The 21,894-nt window shown below is 71.4% G+C and carries 16 protein-coding genes; 5 read left to right on the forward strand and 11 right to left on the reverse strand.

Annotated elements, in window-relative coordinates; genetic code table 11:
- Nucleotides 1–20: 20 nt before the first annotated feature.
- The 4 genes from AB0I66_RS33160 to AB0I66_RS33175 all read right to left on the reverse strand — a co-directional run bounded on the left by AB0I66_RS33160 (nt 21) and on the right by AB0I66_RS33175 (nt 5,276).
- On the reverse strand, nt 21–686 hold the full coding sequence (locus AB0I66_RS33160) for a SurA N-terminal domain-containing protein (protein WP_363211690.1): 666 nt from the start codon (nt 684–686) through the stop codon (nt 21–23).
- A 131-nt stretch (nt 687–817) separates the two neighbouring features.
- Nucleotides 818–2,341 (reverse strand): serine/threonine-protein kinase, encoded by a 1,524-nt coding sequence (locus AB0I66_RS33165; RefSeq protein WP_363211970.1) that lies wholly within the window; start codon nt 2,339–2,341, stop codon nt 818–820.
- Nucleotides 2,342–2,400: 59 nt separating this feature from the next.
- Nucleotides 2,401–2,964, reverse strand: coding sequence for a hypothetical protein (locus AB0I66_RS33170; protein WP_363211691.1), 564 nt, complete (start codon nt 2,962–2,964; stop codon nt 2,401–2,403).
- Between the two features lie 194 nt (nt 2,965–3,158).
- On the reverse strand, nt 3,159–5,276 hold the full coding sequence (locus AB0I66_RS33175) for an N-6 DNA methylase (protein WP_363211692.1): 2,118 nt from the start codon (nt 5,274–5,276) through the stop codon (nt 3,159–3,161).
- Between the two features lie 209 nt (nt 5,277–5,485).
- Here AB0I66_RS33175 and AB0I66_RS33180 point away from each other — a divergent pair, with 209 nt between their 5' ends.
- The gene (locus AB0I66_RS33180) at nt 5,486–6,280 is read left to right on the forward strand and encodes a hypothetical protein (protein ID WP_363211693.1); all 795 of its coding nucleotides are present in this window, start codon (nt 5,486–5,488) and stop codon (nt 6,278–6,280) included.
- Between the two features lie 36 nt (nt 6,281–6,316).
- Here AB0I66_RS33180 and AB0I66_RS33185 read toward each other — a convergent pair whose 3' ends face one another.
- The 3 genes from AB0I66_RS33185 to AB0I66_RS33195 form a co-directional block, all read right to left on the reverse strand.
- Complete coding sequence (locus AB0I66_RS33185) at nt 6,317–7,060, reverse strand: N-acetyltransferase (RefSeq protein WP_363211694.1); 744 nt, start codon at nt 7,058–7,060, stop codon at nt 6,317–6,319.
- 61 nt (nt 7,061–7,121) lie between these two features.
- The gene (locus tag AB0I66_RS33190) at nt 7,122–7,811 is read right to left on the reverse strand and encodes an HNH endonuclease family protein (RefSeq protein WP_363211971.1); all 690 of its coding nucleotides are present in this window, start codon (nt 7,809–7,811) and stop codon (nt 7,122–7,124) included.
- 32 nt (nt 7,812–7,843) lie between these two features.
- A complete protein-coding gene (locus AB0I66_RS33195; protein ID WP_363211695.1) occupies nt 7,844–8,557 on the reverse strand; it encodes an MOSC N-terminal beta barrel domain-containing protein in 714 nt (237 codons plus the stop codon).
- A gap of 143 nt (nt 8,558–8,700) precedes the next feature.
- Between AB0I66_RS33195 and AB0I66_RS33200 the strand changes: the two genes are divergently transcribed.
- Nucleotides 8,701–9,123, forward strand: a complete 423-nt coding sequence (locus tag AB0I66_RS33200) for a nuclear transport factor 2 family protein (protein ID WP_363211696.1) — start codon at nt 8,701–8,703, stop codon at nt 9,121–9,123.
- Between the two features lie 160 nt (nt 9,124–9,283).
- On the opposite strand, the gene mfd is transcribed toward AB0I66_RS33200, so the two are convergent.
- From mfd to AB0I66_RS33215, 3 genes are all read right to left on the reverse strand, one after another.
- Nucleotides 9,284–12,814: a transcription-repair coupling factor gene (gene mfd / locus AB0I66_RS33205; RefSeq protein WP_363211697.1), complete on the reverse strand. Its 3,531-nt coding sequence runs from the start codon at nt 12,812–12,814 to the stop codon at nt 9,284–9,286.
- A gap of 241 nt (nt 12,815–13,055) precedes the next feature.
- A complete protein-coding gene (locus AB0I66_RS33210; protein WP_363211698.1) occupies nt 13,056–15,641 on the reverse strand; it encodes an FtsX-like permease family protein in 2,586 nt (861 codons plus the stop codon).
- On the reverse strand, nt 15,638–16,426 hold the full coding sequence (locus AB0I66_RS33215) for an ABC transporter ATP-binding protein (protein ID WP_363211699.1): 789 nt from the start codon (nt 16,424–16,426) through the stop codon (nt 15,638–15,640). The genes AB0I66_RS33210 and AB0I66_RS33215 overlap by 4 nt, the downstream gene beginning before the upstream one ends.
- 424 nt (nt 16,427–16,850) lie before the next feature.
- On the opposite strand from AB0I66_RS33215, the gene AB0I66_RS33220 reads away from it, so the two are divergent.
- The 3 genes from AB0I66_RS33220 to AB0I66_RS33230 all read left to right on the forward strand — a co-directional run bounded on the left by AB0I66_RS33220 (nt 16,851) and on the right by AB0I66_RS33230 (nt 20,781).
- The gene (locus AB0I66_RS33220) at nt 16,851–18,458 is read left to right on the forward strand and encodes an MFS transporter (protein ID WP_363211700.1); all 1,608 of its coding nucleotides are present in this window, start codon (nt 16,851–16,853) and stop codon (nt 18,456–18,458) included.
- Nucleotides 18,459–18,745: 287 nt separating this feature from the next.
- Nucleotides 18,746–19,129, forward strand: a complete 384-nt coding sequence (locus tag AB0I66_RS33225; RefSeq protein WP_363211972.1) for a DUF485 domain-containing protein — start codon at nt 18,746–18,748, stop codon at nt 19,127–19,129.
- Between the two features lie 71 nt (nt 19,130–19,200).
- Nucleotides 19,201–20,781 carry a cation acetate symporter gene (locus AB0I66_RS33230; protein ID WP_363211973.1) on the forward strand — a complete coding sequence of 527 codons (1,581 nt, stop codon included), beginning with the start codon at nt 19,201–19,203 and terminating at the stop codon, nt 20,779–20,781.
- 68 nt (nt 20,782–20,849) lie between these two features.
- Here AB0I66_RS33230 and AB0I66_RS33235 read toward each other — a convergent pair whose 3' ends face one another.
- Nucleotides 20,850–21,734, reverse strand: coding sequence for a cellulose-binding protein (locus tag AB0I66_RS33235; RefSeq protein WP_363211701.1), 885 nt, complete (start codon nt 21,732–21,734; stop codon nt 20,850–20,852).
- Nucleotides 21,735–21,894: the final 160 nt, after the last annotated feature.

Consider the following 21,894-nt stretch of genomic DNA (forward strand, 5'->3'; position numbering starts at 1 on the left):
ACGGCCCCCGACCGGCGTCCTTACGCCTGCTTGGGGGCCGCGGCGGCGTCCTTGGACACCTCGCGCACCCACGGCGTCTTGCTGTCGGCGCGCTTGCTCTTCTCCACGTCCCACGTGCCGTAGCGCGGGTTCAGGTTCACGTCCAGCTTCTTGGAGGCCTTGGAGAGCTCCTTCCAGAAGATCGCCTGGCCCTCCGGGGCGTTCATGTCCGCGCCCAGTTTCCTGGCGAGCTTCTGCGCCTCGATCTCCGTGCGGAGGCTGGCCTCCAGCTGGGACGGGGCGACGCTGTACTGCTGGAGCCAGCCCTGTTCGAGCTGCTTCTTGCCGCCCGCCTGCTGTTCGAGGCCCGCTCGCATCGTCTGGATGTCGCGGCGTGAGACGTCCACCCCGGCGTCGACGGCCGCGCGGTGCAGCACCTTGTCGAGGACCATCGTGTGCAGCGTGCTGCGGGTGAGGCCGCCGGACTTGGCGATGGCCTGCTCGTACTGCTGCTCGTCCGGGATCGCGGCGCGCTGTGCGGCGCGCACCTCGTTCACCCGGCCCTCCAGCTGCGAGACCGTGATCCGGTCGTTGCCCACGACGGCCGCGGCGCCCGGATGGGCTTCGGCGCCGCAGGCGGTCAGGAGGGGGGCCGCGGCGATCGCGGCGGCGGAGAGGGTGAGCGCGGTGCGACGGCGGCGGTGCAAGTGAGCCTCCCGGTCGGAGATTGTGCGGCGGTGCACAAAGTCTTGCGGTGATCGATGTTAGGGAGTGGCCGGTCTCTCGGCCACCTATTCGACCAACGATTCTCGGAGAGTTGGGGCACCCTCGGCCCGCACTAACCCCGCACTTGTCCCAGCCACTGCAACGTCCGCCTGATCTCCGCCGGGAACGGGTGCCCGACCCCGTGCATCCGTTCGGCGTCCATCAGCAGGCGCGCCAGCGTGTCGTGGGCCGCCGCGCGGTCGCCGAGGGCGAGGAGCAGATGGCCGATGCGGCGGCGGATGTCGAGAGGGCGCTCGCGGTCGTCGGATGCGTAGCGGTTCTCGTAATAAGGGAGGAGCGCCCTGTACTCCGCGAGGGCCGCCGCCGGTTCGCCCAGTTGCTCCAGGCACTGCGCGGCCTCGTAGCGGAACTGGAGGGAGTGCGGGTCGGCCTGGCCTGACTCGGCGGCGCGCTCGTCGGCGAGGCGGCGCAGTTCGGGCAGGGCGCGGCGGTACTGACCGTCGTCCATGAGGGTCGCCGCGTACTGCTTGCGCAGGGAGCGGACCACCGGGGAGTGCTCGCCGTGCTTGGCGGCGGCCGCGGGCAGGATCGAGCCGAGGATGTCCACGGCCTGGGTGATGCGGCCCTCGCCGAGGAGCCGCTTGACCTCGTCGACCGCGTGCACCACGTCGGTGTGGCTGCCGGGGGTCTGCCGGTGGTCGGTCCGGTCCGGCTGGATGGCGGGGGCGGGCGCCGGGGTCGTCGCGCGGTCCGGCCACGGGGCGTGCGGGCGCAGGAAGGGGCGGGTGGGGTCGAGCGGACCGCCGGTCGGTATGCCGCGCGCGGGGAGCAGCGGGACCAGTTCCTCGTAGACCTCCTGGGCGCTGGCGTGCCGGTGCTGGGGGTCCTTGGCGAGGAGCCGGAGCACCAGGGCTTCGAGTGCCTCGGGGACCTCCGCGCGCAGGCGGCGGACCGGGAGCGGCGGTTCGTAGAGGTGGCGGTGCAGGACGCCGAGCGCGGTGGAACCGGAGAACGGCACGTCCCCGCTGAGGAGTTCGTGGAGAAGGACGCCCAGGGCGTAGAGATCGGTGTACGGGCCTACCGCGCCGCCCATCGCCTGCTCGGGGGCCATGTACGCGGGGCTGCCGATGGGCGAACCGGTGTGGGTGAGGCGGGTGGTGTCGGTGTCCATGACCGAGGCGATGCCCAGGTCGAGGATGCTGATCGTGCCGTCCTGCTTGACCATCACGTTGCGCGGCTTGAGGTCGCGGTGCACGATCGGCACGGCGTGCACCGCGGAGAGCACGGCGCATACCTGCGCGGCGATGGCGACGGCCCACTGCCACGGGTAGGGGTCGTGTTCGGCGAGGTGGTCGCCGAGGTCCGCCCCGTCGACGTACTGCATGACGAGGTAGAGGTCCTCGCCCTCGGTGCCCGCGTCGTGGACGGTGACGAGGCCCGGGTGGTCGACCTGTGCGGTGACGCGGCACTCGCGCACGAAGCGGCGGCGCAGTTCGTCGGCCTCGGCGCCCGCGACGCGGTCGGGGCGCAGGAGCTTGACCGCGACGCGGCGGTCGAGGCGCTGGTCGTACGCCGTCCAGACCTGGCCCATGCCGCCCTGGCCGATGAGCGTGGAGAGTTCGTAGCGCCCTGCGATGACACGGCCGCCGCGGCCACCGCCGCCGCCCGCCCCCGGTGACGTCCCCGATGACACGTTCAGTTGCCGCCTTCCTGCTTGCGCAGGTAGTCACTGAGCTCGTCGAGCTCGGCCTGTACTTGGTGGATGCGGGCCGGTGCGGGGCGCGTGGGCGGGGGCGGCGTCTGCTGGACCGGCGGCTGGTGCAGTTGGGTGGGCTGGAGGTGGACGGGGGCGGGTCCCTGCTGCTGCGGGTAGCCGTACGCGGGCTGCGGTCCCGCGTAGCCCGGGTACTGCTGCCGGTAGCGGCTGAAGTGCCGGATGTCCGCGAACAGGTAGTAGGCGACGGCGGCGAGGAGCGTGGTCAGGAGGATGACCATGCCCGCGTTGCCCGGTCCCTGGAACTCCTCGTCGCCCGGGTCGACGCCGACGAGCACGAGGGCCGTCACGTCGAGCGCGGTCACGAGACCGAAGAGCACCCAGTCGTACGACTTGCGGGTCACGATCGCGAGGCGCAGCATCGGCGCCCAGGCGAGCAGGCCGCAGGTGACGACGGCGAGGACCACGAACAGCACGCGCAGCGTCACGTGGGAGCCGCCGGGGTTCGGCGGCGGTTGCTGCGGCGCATAGCCGTGGCCGTGCATGGCTGCTCCTGGTGCCTGATGCGGCCGTACGTTCCCGCGGGGGAACGCACGGCCGAAAGTCGAAATACGAACTGATGCTGATTCGAGCGTATAGGCCGACACGTGGAAGCGGCCCGGGGTTGTACCGAACCGTTGCCGTACTGGTCACGTCCTGATCGCGGCCCGATCCCGCGCCCGCCCGGAACCCGGTCGACTCATTCCGGCGGAAGCGTGCCGTCCGTCAGTCCGTCGTGCAGTCCCCGCACCAACTGTTCGCCCAGCCTGCCCGCGAGACGCAGGGCGTCCTCGAAGGCGGCGAGTGCGCGAAACCGCTCGCCGTAGCCTCGCTGCCCCTCCAGCGGCAGGCGCGGCAGCCGCAGTCGGCGGACGTCGAGCCTGGCGGCGGTGGAGGCGTAGCTGCTCGCCTGGCGGTTGTTGGCGGTGCCGCGCAGGAAGCCGGCGAGGAACCACGGGTCGAGGGCGGCCGGGTCGGGGCGCAGGAGGGTGAGCCCACGGCCGAGCACGGCGCCCGCGGTGCCGTCGTCGATGACGCGGGCCGCGGTGCCGCCGCCGGAGACAGGGATGACGACGTCCCCGGGGCGGGTCACCACGGAACTGTCCTGTGCCGGATCGGCCGACGGGGCGGCCATCGGGTCGAGCGTGCCGGAGGGCCCCGTCCCGGCCAGCACGTCGTGCTCGGTGAGGACGCGCGTGACGCCGGGGGCGGCAGCACCGGACCCCGGCCCCGCTCCCGGCCCCATCCCCGTACGCAGCAACAGGGCGCCCGCGCGCGCCAGTTCGCCCACGGTCGTCACCGGCCAGTGTTCCGCGTCGCCCGGTTTCGCGGGCGGCGGCATGAGATCTCCGGTGCGCCGCACGGCTTCGCCGAGCCGCTCGCGGACGGCGGCCAGCTCCTCGGCCCCGCCGCCCGCGGCCGGTGGCGGCAGACGGCGGGCCGGGGCCAGGTCGACCTCGTCGTCGAGGAGTTCGAGCACCGGCACGCTGCGGGCGAGACCGGGCCGCTCGCCGACCGTGCCGTGCCGGTCGAAGCCGCGCCAGACGTCCACCACGGTGTCCTGCACCGGACGCCACGCCTGCCGGTCCCTGCCGTCGGCGGCACAGAGCCCCGCCGTCTCGACGAGGAGCAGCTCCGGCGGGGTCTTCGCGCCGGGCGTCGGCCTCTTCAGGACCCAGACGTGCAGGGGGATGTTGTACGGGGGCGCGGCGCCCGCGGGCAGCGCGATCACGGCACGCAGGGCGCCACGGCGCAGGAGATCGGCGCGGACACGGCGCCCGGAGCGGCGGGACGCGGCGGCGGGCGGCATCAGGAGGACGGCGGTGCCGCCGTCCCGGAGGCGGGCCAACGCGTGCTGGACCCAGGCGAGTTCGGACTCCGTACGGGCCGGGAAGCCGTACTCCCAGCGGGGGTCGTAGGCGAGTTCGTCGTGCCCCCAGTTGCGTTCGTTGAACGGCGGGTGGCAGAGCACGGCGTCGGCCCGCTCCTCGCCGAAGGCGTCCGCGCGCAGGGTGTCGGCTGCCGCGGCGCGCACGGTGGCGTCGGAGTGCAGGGCGAGGCGCAGCGCGGTGAGGGCGGCGAGTTCGGGGGCGCTGTCCTGGCCGTGGAGGCGCTGGTCCGGGCGGGGGGCGACGGCTCGCAGCAGGGCGCCGGTCCCGCACGCGGGGTCGAGCACGGTCGGGGCGGGTCCCGCGAGCGCGGCCATCAGGTCGGCGGGCCCGGCCGGAGTGAGCGTGTACTGGCGGGGGTTGGCGTCGATGTACCGCCCGATCAGGAACTCGTACGTCTGCCGGGCCCCCAGCTCGGAGGCGAGCTCGGCCGCGCCGCGCAGCAGCGGGACGGAGGGCAGGAGCTGTCCGGCGTCCGGGACGTGCACCGCCGCCCGCTGCGGGGCTGCCGCGACGGCCGGGGGTTCGCCGAACCGCGGGGTGACGACTTGTTCGAGGGCCGCAGGCAGCAGCTCCGCCATCCGCTCGTCCGACACCGCACTCACCTTGAGCCAGTCCGGGTGGCGGTCGTGCACGAGGAGCAGGGCGCAGCCCGCGTGAAGGAGTGCGGTGACGGGGCCCGCGGGGTGGCCCGCGAGGTGCTGCCAGACGCGTTCCTTCAGCGGGACCTCGCCCAGCTCGCCCAGCTTGCCCTGGGCGCGCAGCCACGCCTCGACCTCCACGAGCGCGAAGGAGGGGCTGGTCTCGGTGCCTCCGACGGGCTTGGGGAAGTCGGGGTGGCGGCGGCGCCAGTTGCTGACGGCCGCCCGGCCGACACCGGCGAGCCGGGCGATCCCGGCGGCGGTCACCTCTGTCGCGTTCTCCCCCACCGACTGGCTCCCCTCGGTCCCGCTGCCCCGCCGCGAAGAGATGCCCACCGCGGCGCCGTGAGCGCCGATCGTACTCACTCCCACGCGGGACCGCTCGCTTCACGGTGTTAACAAGCTACGCACCTCACTTCGTGTTGACTCGGTTCACAAGCTCTGCTGAGATATCGGTAGCACTTCCGAGTTCCCGTGGGGGGATCTTCATGCGCTTCATGCGACGTACCACTCTTGCCGCTGTATGCCTGGCCACTGCCGCGACCGTCGGCCTCACGGCCTGCGGCACCGACACAGGCGGCTCCAAGAAGAGCGAGGGGAAGGTGACGGGGGCCGCCAAGGAAGGCGGCAGGGAGGCCAAGAAGGAGACCGGCCCCTTCCCCGGCATGTCCGGGCCCGACATCGTCGACAAGGCGGTGAAGGCGACGACCGACGCCAAGTCTCTCAAGGTGAAGGGCAGCGTCCCCGACGAGACCGGCACCATCGAGCTGGACATGGCCTTCGACACCAAGGGGCAGTGCGCGGGCACGATGGGGATGGGCGGGGAGGGTTCGCTCGACCTGATCACGACCGCGCGCACGGTCTACATGAAGTACGACGAGGAGTTCCTGCGCGCCCAGGGCAAGGGCCAGCCCGCGGCCGAGACCGAGGCCGCCGTGGACATGCTCGCGGGCCGGTGGGTGAAGACCTCCGCGACCGGCGGCGACGCCAAGGACATCGCCTCGTTCTGCGACCTGGACGTGCTGCTCGCCGAGTTCAAGGACGTCAACTCCGCCGCCCGCAGGGGGAAGACGACCACGGTCGACGGCACACCCGCCCTCACGCTCACCGAGAGCGACGGCAAGGACCGGTACACCCTCTACGTCGCGACGGAGGGCAAGCCGTATCTGCTGAAGGTCGTGAACGAGACCGCCAAGACGCCCGAGAGCCTGGCGTTCAGCGAGTTCGACAAGCCGGTGAACGCGCAGCCGCCCGCCGGCGACGTCATGGACATCGACAAGCTCGCGGGCTGACCCGCCCGCCCCACGTCGGCCGCGGTGCGGCCGGGCTCACAGCACGTGCCGCACCCACACGTTCGGCTCCACGTACACCGCGTACCCGCGCTCCGGCTCGCAGAGCACCGGCACCAGCGCGCCCGGCACCTCGACGGGACCGGCGGTGTCGAACGGCAGCCCGGTCCACGACCGCCACTGCGCGAGCGAACCGGACACGGTCATCGACGCGTGGGCCACCTTCTCGATGGTGCCGCCCGCCCGTACGTGCACCCGCAGCCACGGGTCGGCGGGCAGCCCGTCGTCCCGCCTGCGGTCCGCGTACGCGTCGATCAGCGCGGCCGGTTCGAGGTGCTTGGCGTTCGGGCGGACCGGGGCGACGACCTCCGCGAAGCCACGCGCGCGTGCGTTCTCGCGCATCGCGGCGAGCATCCGCCCCGAGACCCCCTGCCCGAGGAACTCCGTCGCCACGGTGATCTCGATCGCGCTCACCGTGTCCGGCTTCCTGCCGTGCCGCAGGTCCGAGAACGCCCAGAGCATGACCTGGTCCCAGCCGCCGTCCGGCAGTTCGCCGCGCCCGTCGGCGGCCAGCGCGAACGGCACGCTGAACGCCTTGGCCGCGACCGTGCCCCGCTCGTCGGTGGCCACCAGGACGTACTCGGGGAAGTCCTTGACGATGCGCCCGATCATCGACCACGCGATGGGGTCGTTGCCGATGAACTCCGGCCAGGTGTCGTCCATCGCCCAGAGCGGCCCGGCGAGTCCGGGCCGCTCGGCCAGCGTCGTGATCTTCAGGTCCATGCCGCGGACGCTAGCTGGCGCGGGCCCGCCTGTTAAGTCGTTTTCCGCCGTACGAAGCGGCTCAGCGCGCGTGGAACCGTCCGGGCGCGGCCGTCGGTCCCTCGCCCACGGGCAGCTTCTCCCGCGGACAGGCCGACAGGACCCGCTTCATCGCGTCCCGTTCGGCGCCCGTCACCCACACCTCGTACTTCTTCTTGACCGCCACCTGCCGCGCCACATAGGCGCACCGGTAGCCCTTGTCCGGCGGCAGCCACGTGGCCGTGTCGCCGTCCCCCTTGCCGCGGTTGGGGCCCGCGTCGACGGCCAGCAGGTTGAGCGGGTCGTTGGCGAAGGCGATGCGCTTGCTCGGCTCCCACTTGCCCGCACCCTTCTGCCAGGCGTCGGAGAGGGCGACGAGATGGTCGATGTCGACCTGGCTGCGACCGCGCACGAACGTTACGTCTTTGCCGGTGTACGGATCGGGCGAGAGCTCACCGGAGACCACTTCGCAGTCGCCGTCACGGTACTTCACGTCCTTGAGGTCGCGCTTGAGTATGTCGTCGCGGGTGCCGCAGTCGTTGGAGTCCGTGTCGGCCCAGGGGCTGCCGAAGCGGTCGCGGTCGTAGCCGGTCCTGGGCGCGCGGCCCTTGACGGTGAGCGTGTCGACCGCGGCGAGCGCGGGGCCCGCCTCGGCGTCAGGTCCGGAGGAGCCGCCGGCCTTCTCCTCCAGGGAGCAGCCGGTGACCGTTCCGGTGACGGCGAGCGCGAGCAGCAGCACCGCCCGGACTCCCTTGCCGTGAGCGCTCACAGGACGGTCACCTCGGCCCCGAGTGCGAGCGTGCCGGGCGTCACGACGTCCGCGTACACCCCGATGCACATGCCGCGCGACGCGGTGAGCGTCTTGAGGATGCGGTTGTCGGCCGGGAGGCCGCGCTGGGCCTGGGTGGTCATCACGCAGCGCTCGATGCGCGCGACGACGCGCAGGCGCGGGCCGCCGTCGAAGGCGATCTCGCGTCCCACCCAGTCCTCCTCGATCCACGGCTCCTCGGTGCCGATCACGATGTTCTTGCGCAGCCTGCGTACGTCTACGGGGTCGGAGTCACCGAGCAGCTCGCCGAGCGCGCGCAGCGAGGCGGTGCCGACGAGGGAGACGGCGCCCGCGTCCTGATGACTCACCTCGCCCTCGCGGGCCAATTCCACGCCCGCGCCGAAGAGTTCTCCGATCCGGGGGTCGCCCGGGCGCAGGGTCTCGCCGTCCGGGGTGGTGACCACGGGATCACCGCCGTCTCCCTCGCCGCTCTCGTCACCCTCGTACGCGGCGGCGTACTCCAGCATCCCGGGCGTCCGCCGGAAGCGGCGGCTGTTCTTGCCACTGCCCAGCTTCCCGTCCTCGTGGCGCAGGGCCCACAGCCGGTCACCGGCCACGCCCCGCTCGTCGAGGACGAGCCGCTCGCGCTCCTCCCCCAGCATCGACTTCACCGGAAAACAGCCGAGCCCCGCAATGACCCCAAGCCCCACGGCACTTCCCCTCCCCTGGCCCACGCACTTCGGTCTCTCCCCGTCACCGTAATGGCGTCGGCATTACCTCCGGCGTAATCGACCCTTCCCCGGCGCTGCGGAAGTATCGACGGCATCGCAGGAACACCGACCGAGGAGTCCGGATGACCGTCAAGCCCTCCACCGAAGAGACGACCCGCGCCGCTGTCCAGGCCTTCCTGGGTTTCCGGCTCAGCGGTGACAGCGAGGGCCTGACCGCCCTCTTCGCCGACGAGGTCGACTGGATGCTCGCCGAGAACCCGGGCGTGCCGTGGATCCGGCCGCGGACCACCGCCGCCGAGTGCGCCGCCCAGTCCGCCGAACTGGCCACGCACACGGTGCCGGAGAAGGCCGGTGCCACGGTCGACACCCTGCTCGTCGACGGCACCGATGCCGTGATCTTCGGCCGGCTGTGGGGCACCGTGCGCGCCACCGGCAAGTCCTTCGAGGGCCCCTTCGCCCTGCGCCTGACCGTCGAGGACGGCCGGGTCACGCGCCACCACCTCTACGAGAACAGCCGCTCGATCGCCGACGCGTGCGCTGCCTGAGCGGCCACACGACCCGCCCCACGCACCGCGTCCGGCCTGGGCCGATTAAGCGCCCGCGTCGCCGACCCAAGCCGTCAGGCCGTGGCGGCCGGTTCTCGTCCGCCGGTCCGATGTGGCCGGTCGCGCAGTTCCCCGCGCCCCTGAAGGGGCCTACAAGCCCCTACGAGCCCAGGATCGAGGTCAAGAACTCCCCCACCCAGCCGAGCAGTTCGCGTCCGACCAGGGGCTTTCCGCCGACCTTGGCCGTCTTCGGGCGCGGGACCAGGAGCTGGTGGACGTTCGCCTTGATGACCGTGCCGGGGTAGAGGCGCTTGAGCCTCAGTTCCTGCGACTCCCGCAGGTCCGCCGGGGCGAACCGGATGTTGTTGCCCTGCAGCACGATCTCGCCGACCCCGCACGCACGGGCCAGCATGCGCAGGCCCGCCACCAGGAGGAGGTTCTCCACCGGCTCCGGCAACTTGCCGTAACGGTCGGTGAGTTCCTCCCGTACCGCCTTGACGTCCTCTTCGCTGCTCGCCGAGGCGATCGAGCGGTAGGCCGCCAGGCGCAGCCGCTCGCCGGGGGCGTAGTCGTGCGGGACGTGCGCGTCGACCGGCAGCTCGACCTTGACCTCCAGCGGCGGCTCCTCCTCCACGCCGCCCTCCAGCGAGGCGCGGTAGTCGGCCACCGCCTCGCCGACCATGCGTACGTAGAGGTCGAAGCCGACGCCCGCGATGTGCCCGGACTGCTCGCCGCCCAGGAGATTGCCCGCGCCGCGGATCTCCAGGTCCTTCATCGCCACGTACATGCCCGCGCCCATCTCCGTGTGCTGGGCGATCGTGGCGAGGCGCTCGTGGGCGGTCTCGGTCAGGGGCTTCTCCGGCGGGTAGAGGAAGTAGGCGTAGCCGCGCTCGCGGCCACGGCCGACACGGCCGCGCAACTGGTGGAGCTGGGAGAGGCCGAAGTTGTCGCCTCGCTCGACGATCAGCGTGTTGGCGTTGGAGATGTCGATGCCCGACTCGACGATCGTCGTCGAGACGAGCACGTCGAACTTCTTCTCCCAGAAGTCCACCACCACTTGTTCCAGGGCCTGTTCGGACATCTGGCCGTGCGCGGTGGCGATGCGGGCCTCGGGGACGATGTCCCGCAGGCGGGCAGCCGCGCGGTCGATGGACTCGACGCGGTTGTGGATGTAGAAGACCTGGCCCTCGCGGAGCAGCTCGCGGCGGACGGCCGCGCCGATCTGCTTCTCCTCGTAGGGACCGACGAAGGTCAGGACCGGGTGGCGCTCCTCGGGGGGCGTGGTGATCGTCGACATCTCGCGGATGCCGGTGACGGCCATTTCGAGCGTACGGGGAATGGGGGTGGCCGACATGGTCAGCACGTCCACGTTCGCGCGCAGCTTCTTCAGCTGCTCCTTGTGCTCGACGCCGAAGCGCTGCTCCTCGTCGACGATGACAAGGCCGAGGTCCTTGAACTTCGTCTCGGAGGAGAACAGGCGGTGCGTGCCGATGACGATGTCGACCGAGCCGTCGCGCAGGCCCTCCAGGGTGGCCTTGGACTCGGTCTCCGTCTGGAAGCGGCTCAGCGCCCGCACCTTCACCGGGAACTGCGAGTAGCGCTCGGAGAACGTGCCGAAGTGCTGCTGGACGAGCAGCGTCGTCGGGACCAGGACCGCCACCTGCTTGCCGTCCTGCACGGCCTTGAAGGCGGCGCGGACCGCGATCTCCGTCTTTCCGTAGCCGACGTCGCCACAGATCAGGCGGTCCATCGGGACCGTCTTCTCCATGTCCTCCTTGACCTCGGCGATGGTGGTGAGCTGGTCGGGCGTCTCCACGTACGGGAAGGCGTCCTCCAGCTCGCGCTGCCAGGGGGTGTCGGGCGCGAAGGAGTGGCCGGGGGCCGCCATGCGGGCGCTGTAGAGCTTGATGAGGTCGGCGGCGATCTCCTTGACCGCCTTCTTCGCTCGCGCCTTCGTCTTCGTCCAGTCGGCGCCGCCCAGCCGGTGCAGCGTGGGGGCCTCGCCGCCGACGTACTTGGTGATCTGCTCCAGCTGGTCGGTGGGGATGTAGAGCCGGTCGCCGGGCTGGCCGCGCTTGGCGGGGGCGTACTCCACGACCAGGTACTCGCGGGTGGCGCCCTGGACGGTGCGCTGCACCATCTCGATGTAGCGGCCGACGCCGTGCTGCTCGTGGACGATGTAGTCGCCGGCCTCCAGGGTCAGCGGGTCGATCGTCTTGCGGCGCCGCGCGGGCATCCGCTGGCCGTCCTTGCCGGCCGCCTTCTGGCCGGAGAGGTCGGTCTCGGTGAGGACGGCGAGCTTGAGCGCCGGGTCGATGAAGCCGTAGTCGATGGAGCCGCAGGAGACGTGCACCAGCGAGGGCGTGAGCTCGCCCAGCTCGCCGTCCAGACGGGCCGCGATGCCCTCACCGCCGAGCACCTCGACGGTACGGGCGGCCGGTCCGTGGCCCTCGGTCACGTACACGGTGCGCCAGCCGTCGGCGAGCCAGCCCTTGGTGTCGGCGAGCGCCTTCGCCGTGTCGCCGCGGTAGGTCTCCGTGGCGTGCATGCCGAGCTTGAGGGTGTCATCCCCCAGCTCTTCGTCGGCGGCGAAGGGCGAGACGGACCACCACATCATGCCGAGGTCGCTCGCGTGGTCGCGGACGTCGGCGATGCCCCACAGGGAGGCCGCGCCCACGTCGATGGGCGCCTCTCCGCCCCCGGCGGTCGCGGCCCAGCTGGCCTGGAGGAACTCCTGCGAGGTCGCCACCAGGTCGGCGGCGCGGGTGCGCACGCGCTCGGGGTCGCAGACCACGGCCATGCTGTCCTGCGGCATGACGTCGAGCAGCAGCTCCATGTCGTCGACGAGGACCGGCGCGAGGGACTCCATGCCCTCGACGGCGATGCCTTCGGCGATCTTGCCGAGCAGCTCGCCCAGCTCGGGGTGCTGCTCGGCGAGGGCGGCGGCCCGCTCCCGTACGTCGTCGGTGAGGAGCAGCTCGCGGCAGGGCGGGGCCCACAGGCCGTGCTCGGCGACTTCCAGGGAGCGCTGGTCGGCGACCTTGAAGTAGCGGATCTCCTCGACGTCGTCGCCCCAGAACTCGACACGGAGCGGGTGCTCCTCGGTCGGCGGGAAGACGTCGAGGATGCCGCCGCGCACGGCGAACTCGCCGCGCTTCTCGACCAGCTCCACCCGGGAGTACGCGGCTGCCGCGAGGGCCTCCACGGTCGCGTTCAGGTCCACGCTCTCGCCGGTGCGCAGGGCCACGGGCTCCAGGTCGCCCAGGCCCTTGACCTGCGGCTGGAGGACCGAACGCACGGGGGCGACGATGACGGAGACCGGGCCCGTCTCGGGGTCGTCGGGGCGCGGGTGCGCGAGGCGGCGCAGGACGGCGAGGCGGCGGCCGACGGTGTCGGAGCGGGGCGAGAGGCGCTCGTGCGGAAGCGTCTCCCAGGAGGGGTACTCGGCGACGCCGTCCGGCGGGACGATCGTGCGCAGGGCTGCCGCCAGGTCCTCGGCCTCTCGCCCGGTCGCTGTCACGGCGAGGACGGTGCGCCCGGTCTCACGGGCCAGGGCCGCGATGGCGAAGGGGCGCGCTGCCGGCGGGCCGACCAGGTCCACGTGCATGCGGTTGCCGTCGGTGGCGGCCTTGACCGCTTCGGCGAGTGCGGAGTCCTTGACGACAGCGTCGAGCAGACCGTGCAGGCTCATGTGGGCTTTCGCTTTCCGTCCAGGTTCCAGGGCACGCGGGGGCAACGCGAACCGCCCGGCACGTCGCACGGGCCGGGGGATCTCCAGCGTACGACTCCGGACTGACAGCCGCTGGCCGTCGGGGCCCACCCGGAAAGATCCGGCGCGCGATTGCGGCCCGTCCGGGCGTAGATCCACACGAGTCGGCCCCCGGCAGGCATCGCCTGCCGGGGGCCGACCCCCCGCACCCCCGTAGCGGGAGCTATTCCGTGGCGATGGCGTTCAGTACGTTCATCCGGCCCGCCCTGAAGGCGGGGACCAGGGCCGCGAACAGGCCCACGAAGGCCGAGCCGATGAAGACCGTGATGATCGTCGGCCAGGGGATCTCCAGGACCTTCAGGCCCTCCAGGGCGAGCAGCTTCTGGGCCGTCGCGCCCCAGCCCATGCCGAGACCGAGGCCGAGCAGCGCGCCGAAGAGGGCGATGACCACCGACTCCAGGCGGATCATGCGGCGCAGCTGGCGGCGCGAGAGGCCGATGGCCCGCATCAGGCCGATCTCACGGGTCCGCTCGACCACCGAGAGGGCCAGGGTGTTCACCACACCCAGGATCGCGACGATGATCGCGAGGCCGAGCAGGCCGTAGACCATGTTCAGCATCTGGCCGACCTGGTCCTTCAGCGTCTGCTTGAAGTCGGTCTGGTCCATGACCTTGTACTGCGGGTAGTCGGACATGGCCGCCTTCAGCGACGTGTACGCGGCGTCCTGCTTGCCCTCCGCCGCCTTCGCGAACATGATCTCGTTCGGCGGCATCCGGTCGGCGGGCACGTACTTCGCGGCGGTCTCGATGTTCACGTACATCGCGCCCGAATCGATCGACGTCTCGCTCGACGTGATGGCCCGGACGGTGATGTCAGCCGTCCTGCCGTGGTCGAAGGCGAGCTCCACCTTGTCGCCGAGCTTGATGCCGTGGTCCTTGGCGAAGTCCTCGCCGACCGACATGGAGTCCGGCTTGTAGGCGTCGGCGAGCTTGCCGGCGACGGTCTCGCTGCGCAGGTCCTCGGCGTATGTCGCGTCGGCGGCGCTCAGGCCCACCTTCTTCGCGGTCTTGCCGTTCGAGGCGGTCAGGTCGGCCTTGATGTCCTTGTACTCGGTGATGTGGGCGATGTGGTCGGCCTTCTCCAGGGACTTCGCGGCCTTCGGCGTGATCGCCTGGCCGTTGTTCGACTGGATGATGAAGTCCGCGCCGACCGACTTGTCGAGCTCGTCCGTCGCGGAGGCGACCATCGAGGAGCCGACCACCGAGAGGCAGGCGACCAGGGCGAGGCCGATCATCAGGGCCGCCCCGGTGGCGCCGGTGCGGCGCGGGTTGCGCAGGGCGTTGCGCTCGGCCATCCGCCCGACGGGTCCGAACATCCGCAGCAGTACGGCGCTGATGACGCGGACCACGCCGTTGGCGAGGACCGGGCCGATGACGACGAAGCCGATGAGGGTGAGGACCACGCCGCCGCCGAGGAAGAGCGAGCCCTCGCTCGCCTTGTCCGCCTGCGAGGCGGTGTAGAGGCCGAAGGCGCCGGCGCCGGTGAGGACCAGGCCGATGATCGCGCGCAGGACGCTCGCCTTGCCGTCGGCCGGTGTCCCGGCGTCGCGCAGGGCTGCCATCGGGGAGACCTTGGCGGCGCGCCGGGCGGGGAGGTAGGCGGCGAGGACGGTGACGACGACGCCGAGGACCATGCCGACCACGGGGGTCGTCCACTTGACGGTGAGGTCCTGGGTGGACAGCTCCATGCCTATGCCGGACATGAGCTGCATCAGGCCGACGGCGAGCCCGACGCCCGCGCCGACCCCGAGGACCGAGCCGATGACGCCGAGAAGGAGCGCCTCGACGAGCACGGAGCGGTTGACCTGCTTGCGGCTGGAGCCGATGGCGCGCATCAGGCCGATCTCGCGGGTCCGCTGGGCGACCAGCATCGAGAAGGTGTTGATGATGAGGAAGATGCCGACGAGGAAGGCGATCCCGGCGAAGCCGAGCATCGCGTACTTCATCACGTCGAGGAATCCGCTGACGCTCTCACGGCCGTCGTCCGAGGTCTCCTGCTGCGTCTTGACCTTGTACGCGGAAGCCTCCGCGCCCATGGTCTCGCCGACGTTCCGCTTGAGGACGGTGTCGCTGACGCCTGCTTCGGCGGTGACGTTGACGTGCGTGAACCGCCCTGTGCCGCCGAGGAGTTCGCGCTGTGCCGTCGCGGTGTCGAAGTAGACGATGGCGGCGCCGGGGTTGGTCACCTTGAAGGTGGCTATGCCGGAGATCTTGGCGGTGTGGTCGCCGGAGACGGCGATCGTGCGCAGCTCGTCACCGATCTTGAGGTGGTGCTTGTCGGCGGTGTCGGCGTCGACCATCACGTCGGTGGGGCCGCGCGGGGCGTGCCCCGAGGTGATGTCCATCGAACGCAGGTCGTTGTGCGTCCAGTTGCCCGCGATGGTGGGACCACCGCCGGTCGGACCCACGTTCTTCTTCTCGGAGTTGACGACGGTGACGGCGGTGCTGCTGACCGCGCCCTCCGCGGACTTCGCGCCCTCGGCCTTCTTCGCCTGCCCGACGACCGAGGCGGGAATCGACTCGGGCCTCCCGCTGTCGGGCGTCTCGCCCGAGTCCTCGGCGTTCTTGTTCGTGACGGTGACGTCCGCGGACGTCGCGGCGAAGAGCTTGTCGAACGTCGTGTTCATCGTGTCGGAGAAGACGAGCGTGCCGCAGACGAACGCCACCGACAGGACCACGGCCACCGCGGAGAGCGCCATGCGGCCCTTGTGCGCGAAGAAGTTGCGCATCGAGGTCTTGAGGACGGTCATGACGTGCGCCCCCGGGCGTCGAAGTCCTTCATGCGGTCGAGGACGGACTCGGCGGTCGGCGAGTACATCTCGTCGACGATGCGGCCGTCCGCAAGGTAGAGCACGCGGTCCGCGTACGAGGCGGCCACCGGGTCGTGCGTGACCATCACGATGGTCTGGCCCAGCTCGGTCACCGACTTGCGCAGGAAGCCCAACACCTCTGCGCCCGCACGGGAGTCGAGGTTTCCGGTCGGCTCGTCACCGAAGATGATCTCGGGGCGCGCGGCAAGGGCGCGGGCCACGGCGACGCGCTGCTGCTGGCCGCCGGAGAGCTCGGTCGGGCGGTGCTTGAGGCGGCCGGCGAGACCGACGGTCTCCACGACCTGGTCCAGCCAGCCGCGGTCGGGCTTGCGGCCCGCGATGTCCATCGGGAGCGTGATGTTCTCGATGGCGTTGAGCGTCGGCAGGAGGTTGAACGCCTGGAAGATGAAGCCGATCCGGTCCCGGCGCAGCTGCGTGAGCTTCTTGTCCTTCAGGCCGGTGATCTCGGTCTCGTCGAGGTAGATCTGCCCGGAGGACACGGTGTCCAGGCCCGCGAGGCAGTGCATCAGGGTCGACTTGCCGGAGCCGGAGGGACCCATGATCGCGGTGAACTGCCCGCGGGCGATGTCCACGTCGATCTCGTCGAGCGCCACGACCCGGGTCTCCCCGGTCCCGTACGCCTTCACGACCTGGCGAGCCCGTGCCGCCACGGCCGTACGCCCTCCAGTGCCCCCGTGCCTGGGAATGGTTACAGCCGTTGCCACGGTAAGTCTCCTAAGTCGGTTACGCGGTGGATCGGGTGTGCTCGGACGTGTTCGCCGCGCATAAAGAGTCTGGTCGTCCGACGGGCCGGGCGCGCTGGTGCCCAGCGCAGTCTTTTGCTGGGGAAAACCCCACCCCCGGAGGTGTGGCTGGTCCGACCCGGGGCCTCCCCCGGTCCGCCCCCGGTCCGCCCCCGTCGGCATAAAGCCAATCTAAGAAGCGCCCGGGGCCTTCTCGTCCTCCGGCAGTACGAACGCTCCCCGGTCCGTAGTACGGAGGTTCCCCTAGGGGATCTCCACCTCCCGGGGGAGCAGTTCTCGGGGTTGCTCCACCCTCCTGCCGATCGGACACCGGCCCACCTGCCGGGATGCTCCGCACCCCTGCCCCGCGGCCCACCCGGGTGAGAAGGTGGCCGCAAGCAATTAGATGCAGGGGGAAGGAATCTCGGTGGGCGGCACAGGCGACATACCCTCGGCCACGCAGGACACCCGGCGGCGCGGCCCCGTCGTGGCCGCCCTCATGCTCGCCATGGCGCTCGCCGCCCTCGACTCCACGATCGTCTCGACGGCCATCCCCCAGATCGTCGGCGACCTCGGCGGCTTCTCCGTCTTCTCCTGGCTCTTCTCCGGCTATCTGCTCGCCGTCACCGTCACCCTGCCCATCTACGGCAAGCTCTCCGACACCTTCGGCCGCAAGCCCGTCCTCATCGCGGGCAGCATCCTCTTCCTGATCGGCTCGGCCCTGTGCGCCGTGGCCTGGAACATGGGGGCGCTCATCGCCTTCCGCATCGTCCAGGGCCTGGGCGGCGGCGCGCTCCAGGGGACGGTGCAGACGCTCGCCGCCGACCTCTATCCCCTCAAGGAACGCCCCAAGATCCAGGCGAAGTTGTCCACCGTGTGGGCCGCCTCGTCCATCGCGGGCCCGGCGCTCGGCGGGCTCATCGCCGCGTACGCCGACTGGCGCTGGATCTTCCTCATCAACCTGCCCATCGGCGCGGTGGCGCTCTGGCTGATCGTGCGTCACCTCCACGAGCCGCAGCGCGAGAAGGCGACCCGGGGGCGCACCGACTGGGCGGGCGCGCTCGCCGTCTTCGCCTGCGGCGGCGTCCTGCTCACCGCGCTCGTGCAGGGCGGCGTCGCCTGGGGCTGGCTCTCCGCGCCGTCGCTCGCGCTGTTCGCGGGCGGGCTGCTGCTCGCGGCGGCCGTCGTGGTCGTCGAGCGGCGCGCGGCGGAGCCGATCATCCCCGGCTGGGTCTGGCGCCGGCGCACCATCGCCGCGGTCAACCTCGCCCTGGGCGCGCTCGGCCTCCTGATGGTCGCGCCGACGGTCTTCCTGCCGACGTACGCCCAGTCCGTGCTCGGCCTGGCGCCGGTCGCCGCCGGGTTCGTGCTCTCCGTGATGACGCTGAGCTGGCCGGTCTCCGCCGCCCTGAGCCAGCACGTCTACCGCAGGCTCGGCTTCCGCGACACGGCGCTCATCGGCATCGGGGGCGCCGCGCTCTTCCTCTTCGCGTTCCCCTTCCTGCCCTATCCGGGGCAGGCCTGGCAGCCGGCGCTGATCATGCTGCTGCTCGGCGCGGCGCTCGGCCTCTTCCAACTGCCGCTGATCGTCGGGGTGCAGTCCACCGTCGGCTGGTCCGAGCGCGGCACGGCCACCGCCTCGATCCTCTTCTGCCGCCAGATAGGCCAGACCCTGGGCGCCGCGCTCTTCGGCGCGGTCGCCAACGGGGTCCTCACCTCGCGGCTCGGCGGCGCGGGCTCCCTGGACTCGGTGGCCCACGCACTGGAGGACCCAGCTTCGGTCGCCGACCCCGAACGGCTGCGGCGCGCCGTCGACTCGGCGGTCGACACGGTGTACGTGGGGGCGGGGTGCGCGGCGGTGCTCGCACTGCTCGTACTGGTGTTCCTCGCCCCTCGGCGGTTTCCGGTAATCGGGGCGGACACCCCGGAGAACGGGCAGGTCAGCGCCCCGGAAGGCGGAGAGAAGACCAAACTTGCCCCGCGCGAAAGCCCCGTGAACAGACCGGCGGACTAGACCGACCAACCAGTATGGTCAAAACCCTTCGCGGCTCTACTACTTACAAGTAACGTGCTCGATTCTCACCTCTCGCTCCCTGCGGTCCCGCACCGGACCGACGCCGCGCAAGGAGAACCGGGATGCCCTACCCTCACCAGCCCCAAAACCCGCACCACCACCCACAACACTCCCCGTACCCGCAGAGCCAGCCGAACCCTCAGCGCCCTCAGTACCCCCAGTACCCGCAACACCCTCAGCACCCTCAGCAGGCGCAGAACCCCCGTCCCCCGCAGCACCCACCGGGCCTGCACGCTCCCTCGTACCCCACCTACCCCTACCAGCCCGTCGTGCCGCCACCTCCCCCACCGCCCCCACGGCTCCCCCGCCACCCCGCACTCGGCCGCCACAGCGACCTGCGCCACCTGCGCAGCGCCTACCGCTGGCAGCGCCGCGTCGCCACGCTCACCGCGCTCGGCTACTTCACCCTCTTCCTGATCCTCTCCGCCTTCGCCCCGTCCCTGATGACGGACACGGTCTCCGGCGGCCTCTCCACCGGACTGCTGCTCGGCCTGTGCCAGGTGCCCGTCACGCTGCTCGCCATAGGGCTCTACGAGTACACGGCCCGCCGCAGGGTCGACCCGATGGCCGAACGGCTGCGCAAGCTGGCGGAGTTGGAGGCCAACCGATGAGCCCCTCCGCCCTGCCGGTGAGCCCCGGCATCAGAGGCGGCGTCACGCTGGCCGCCGACTCGGCCCAGGCCATGTCCCTGGTGGCGTTCACCGCCGTCGTCACCCTCACGCTGCTCCTGTGCGTGATGACGGGCCCCGACCGCGACAACCTCGGCGAGTTCTACACCGGCTACGGCGCCCTCTCGCCCATGCGCAACGGCCTGGCCATCGCGGGCGACTACATCTCGGCGGCGACCGTGCTCGGCACCGGCGGCATCATCGCGCTCCTCGGGTACGACGGTGTCGTCCTCGCCCTGAGCACCGCGCTCTCCCTGATGCTCCTGATGTTCCTGCTGGCCGAACCCCTGCGCAACGCGGGCCAGTTCACCATGGGCGACGTACTGGCACGCCGGATGCCCGGACGGGCCGTACGCATCACGGCCTGCGCGGCGACACTCGCCGCGCTGATCCCGCTCATGCTGGTGCAGTTGGCGGGCGCGGGCGACCTGCTCTCCTTCATCCTCGGATTCTCCGGCGAGGGCGTGAAGACCGCATGCGTCGTCGCACTCGGCGCGCTCATGATCAGTTACGCGGCGATCGGCGGCATGAAGGGCACCGCCCTCATCCAGATCCTGAAGATCGTGATGCTGCTCGGCTCCGGCGTGGTCATCGCCGCCCTGGTCCTGCGCCGCTTCGACTGGGACCTCGGCGCGCTGCTCGCCGCCGCCGAGAAGGGCAGCGGGGTCGGCCCCGCCTTCCTCCAGTCCGGCCTGCAGTTCGCGGGCGGCCCGCACCCTGGCCTGGACATGATCAGCTCGGAACTGACGGTGGTACTCGGCGGCGCCTGCCTCCCCCACGTCACGATGCGCATGTACACGGCCCGCAGCGCGCCCGAGATACGCCGCTCGATGTCCTGGGCGGTGTCCCTGGTGGCGCTCTTCGTCCTCATCATCACGATCGTCGGCTTCGGCGCGACGGCGATGATCGGCCGCGCGGCGATCGCGCAGGCGGACCCCCAGGGCAACACCGCCTACCTCCTGGGCTCCAAGGCGGTCTTCGGCGTCAACGCCTCGACGTTCGAGACCCTCATCTTCACCTCGGTCACCACGGCGATCTTCCTCACGCTGCTCGCCTCGGTCGCCGGAATGATCCTCGCCTGCGCCAACTCCCTGGCCCACGACGTCTTCGCACACCTGCGCCTGCGCAAGGAGCTCACCGCGCGCCGCGAGATGACACTGGCCCGCGTCTCGGCACTGGCCATAGGGGGCCTCGCGATCGTCCTCGCGGTCATGGTCCAGCACCACAACCTGCAACCGCTGGTCACCCTCTCCTTCTGCCTGGGCGCGTCAGCGCTCGCCCCGGCCCTGGTCTACAGCCTCTTCTGGCGCCGCTACACCCGCCGCGGCCTCCTGTGGACCCTGATCGGCGGCACCCTCGGCTCGATCATCCTCATGACGGGCACCAACCTGGTCTCGGGCTCCCCCACCTCAGCCTTCCCGGACCACGACTTCAACTGGTTCCCCTTCACCACCACGGGCATCGCCTCCATCCCCCTCGGCTTCCTCCTGGGCTGGCTGGGCACGGTGACATCGGGCCCCGGCGAGTCGGACAAGCAACGCAGGCGGTACGAGGCGGTGGAGGGCTGGATCCTGGCGGGGGTGACGAGGAGGTAGAAGAGCGAGGGCCGGATCCGGGGTGCTCGGGTGGGTGGGCGGGAAAAGCTCCGCCGCGCAGCGGCGGCCTAGGAAACCCGCCCGGTCAGCGCAGCGAGACTGCTCCGCACATGCTCCATGTGCGCCCGCACCTCGTCCCACTCCTCACCGTGCTCCCGCAGCATCCGCTCCGTCTCCCGGGTGATGCCCTCCTCGCGGGAGACCGCGGCGGCGACCAGTTCCGCGCCCCGCGCCTCCGCGTCCTCCTGCCCGTGCCGCGCGGCCTCCTCCGCCTCCGCGAAGGCCCGCTTGGCCTCGGACAGGCCGGCCTCGGCGGCGGCCACGAGCGACGCCTCGTGAGCCTCCGCCTCGGCCTCGCGCAAGGCGATCTCCCGCTCGGCGGCATCCCATCGCTCGGCGTGCTCCTTCTCCTGCTCCTCCAGGAGCGCGGCGCTGCGCTGCCGCATCTCCCGCAGCGCGGCCAGGGCCTCGCCCCGCCACTCCTTCACGTCACGGCGGGCCGCGATCCGCGACTCGTCCGCCGCAGCGCGACAGGCGAGCAGCCGCTGCCGGGCCCGCTCCTCGGCCTCGCCGAGGACTTCGTCGGCGTACGCACGGGCGGCGTCGCGCAGCTCCCCGGCCTCCGTGTCGGCGGCCTCCGTCGCGCGCCGTGCCTCGGCCTCGGCCGCCTCCCGTACGGCCGCCGCCTCCGCCTCGCCCAGGGCGAGGATGTGGCGCGCGCGCTCGCTCAGCGTCTCGTACGTCTGAGGGGCGAGCCGCGAGACCACGTCCCGCAGCCGCTCCGCCTCCGCCTCCATCTCCTTGGCGAGGACGGTGAGCCGGGCGGCGCGTTCCCACGCGTCGTCGCGGTCCCGGGACAGATCGAGGGCGTACGCGTCCACCTGCTCGGGGCGGTAGCCCCGTCCGCGCACGGTGACGAAGCCGTGCTCCGACGCCGCTGAACCGCTGCTCATCCTTGAATCCCTCCTCCGACACACCACGCGCGTACTACGCGATTGGCGCACATCTTGATGGATCAAGCGGAAGCGCTCATAACGCGACACTCCGCGCATCTCATCTGCTCAAGGATGCGTTATTTCTTGCCAGAAGTCGGAATCGGGGGGTGCTGTTTCT

Source organism: Streptomyces sp. NPDC050439 (assembly GCF_040655335.1).
Classification (GTDB): Bacteria; Actinomycetota; Actinomycetes; order Streptomycetales; family Streptomycetaceae; genus Streptomyces.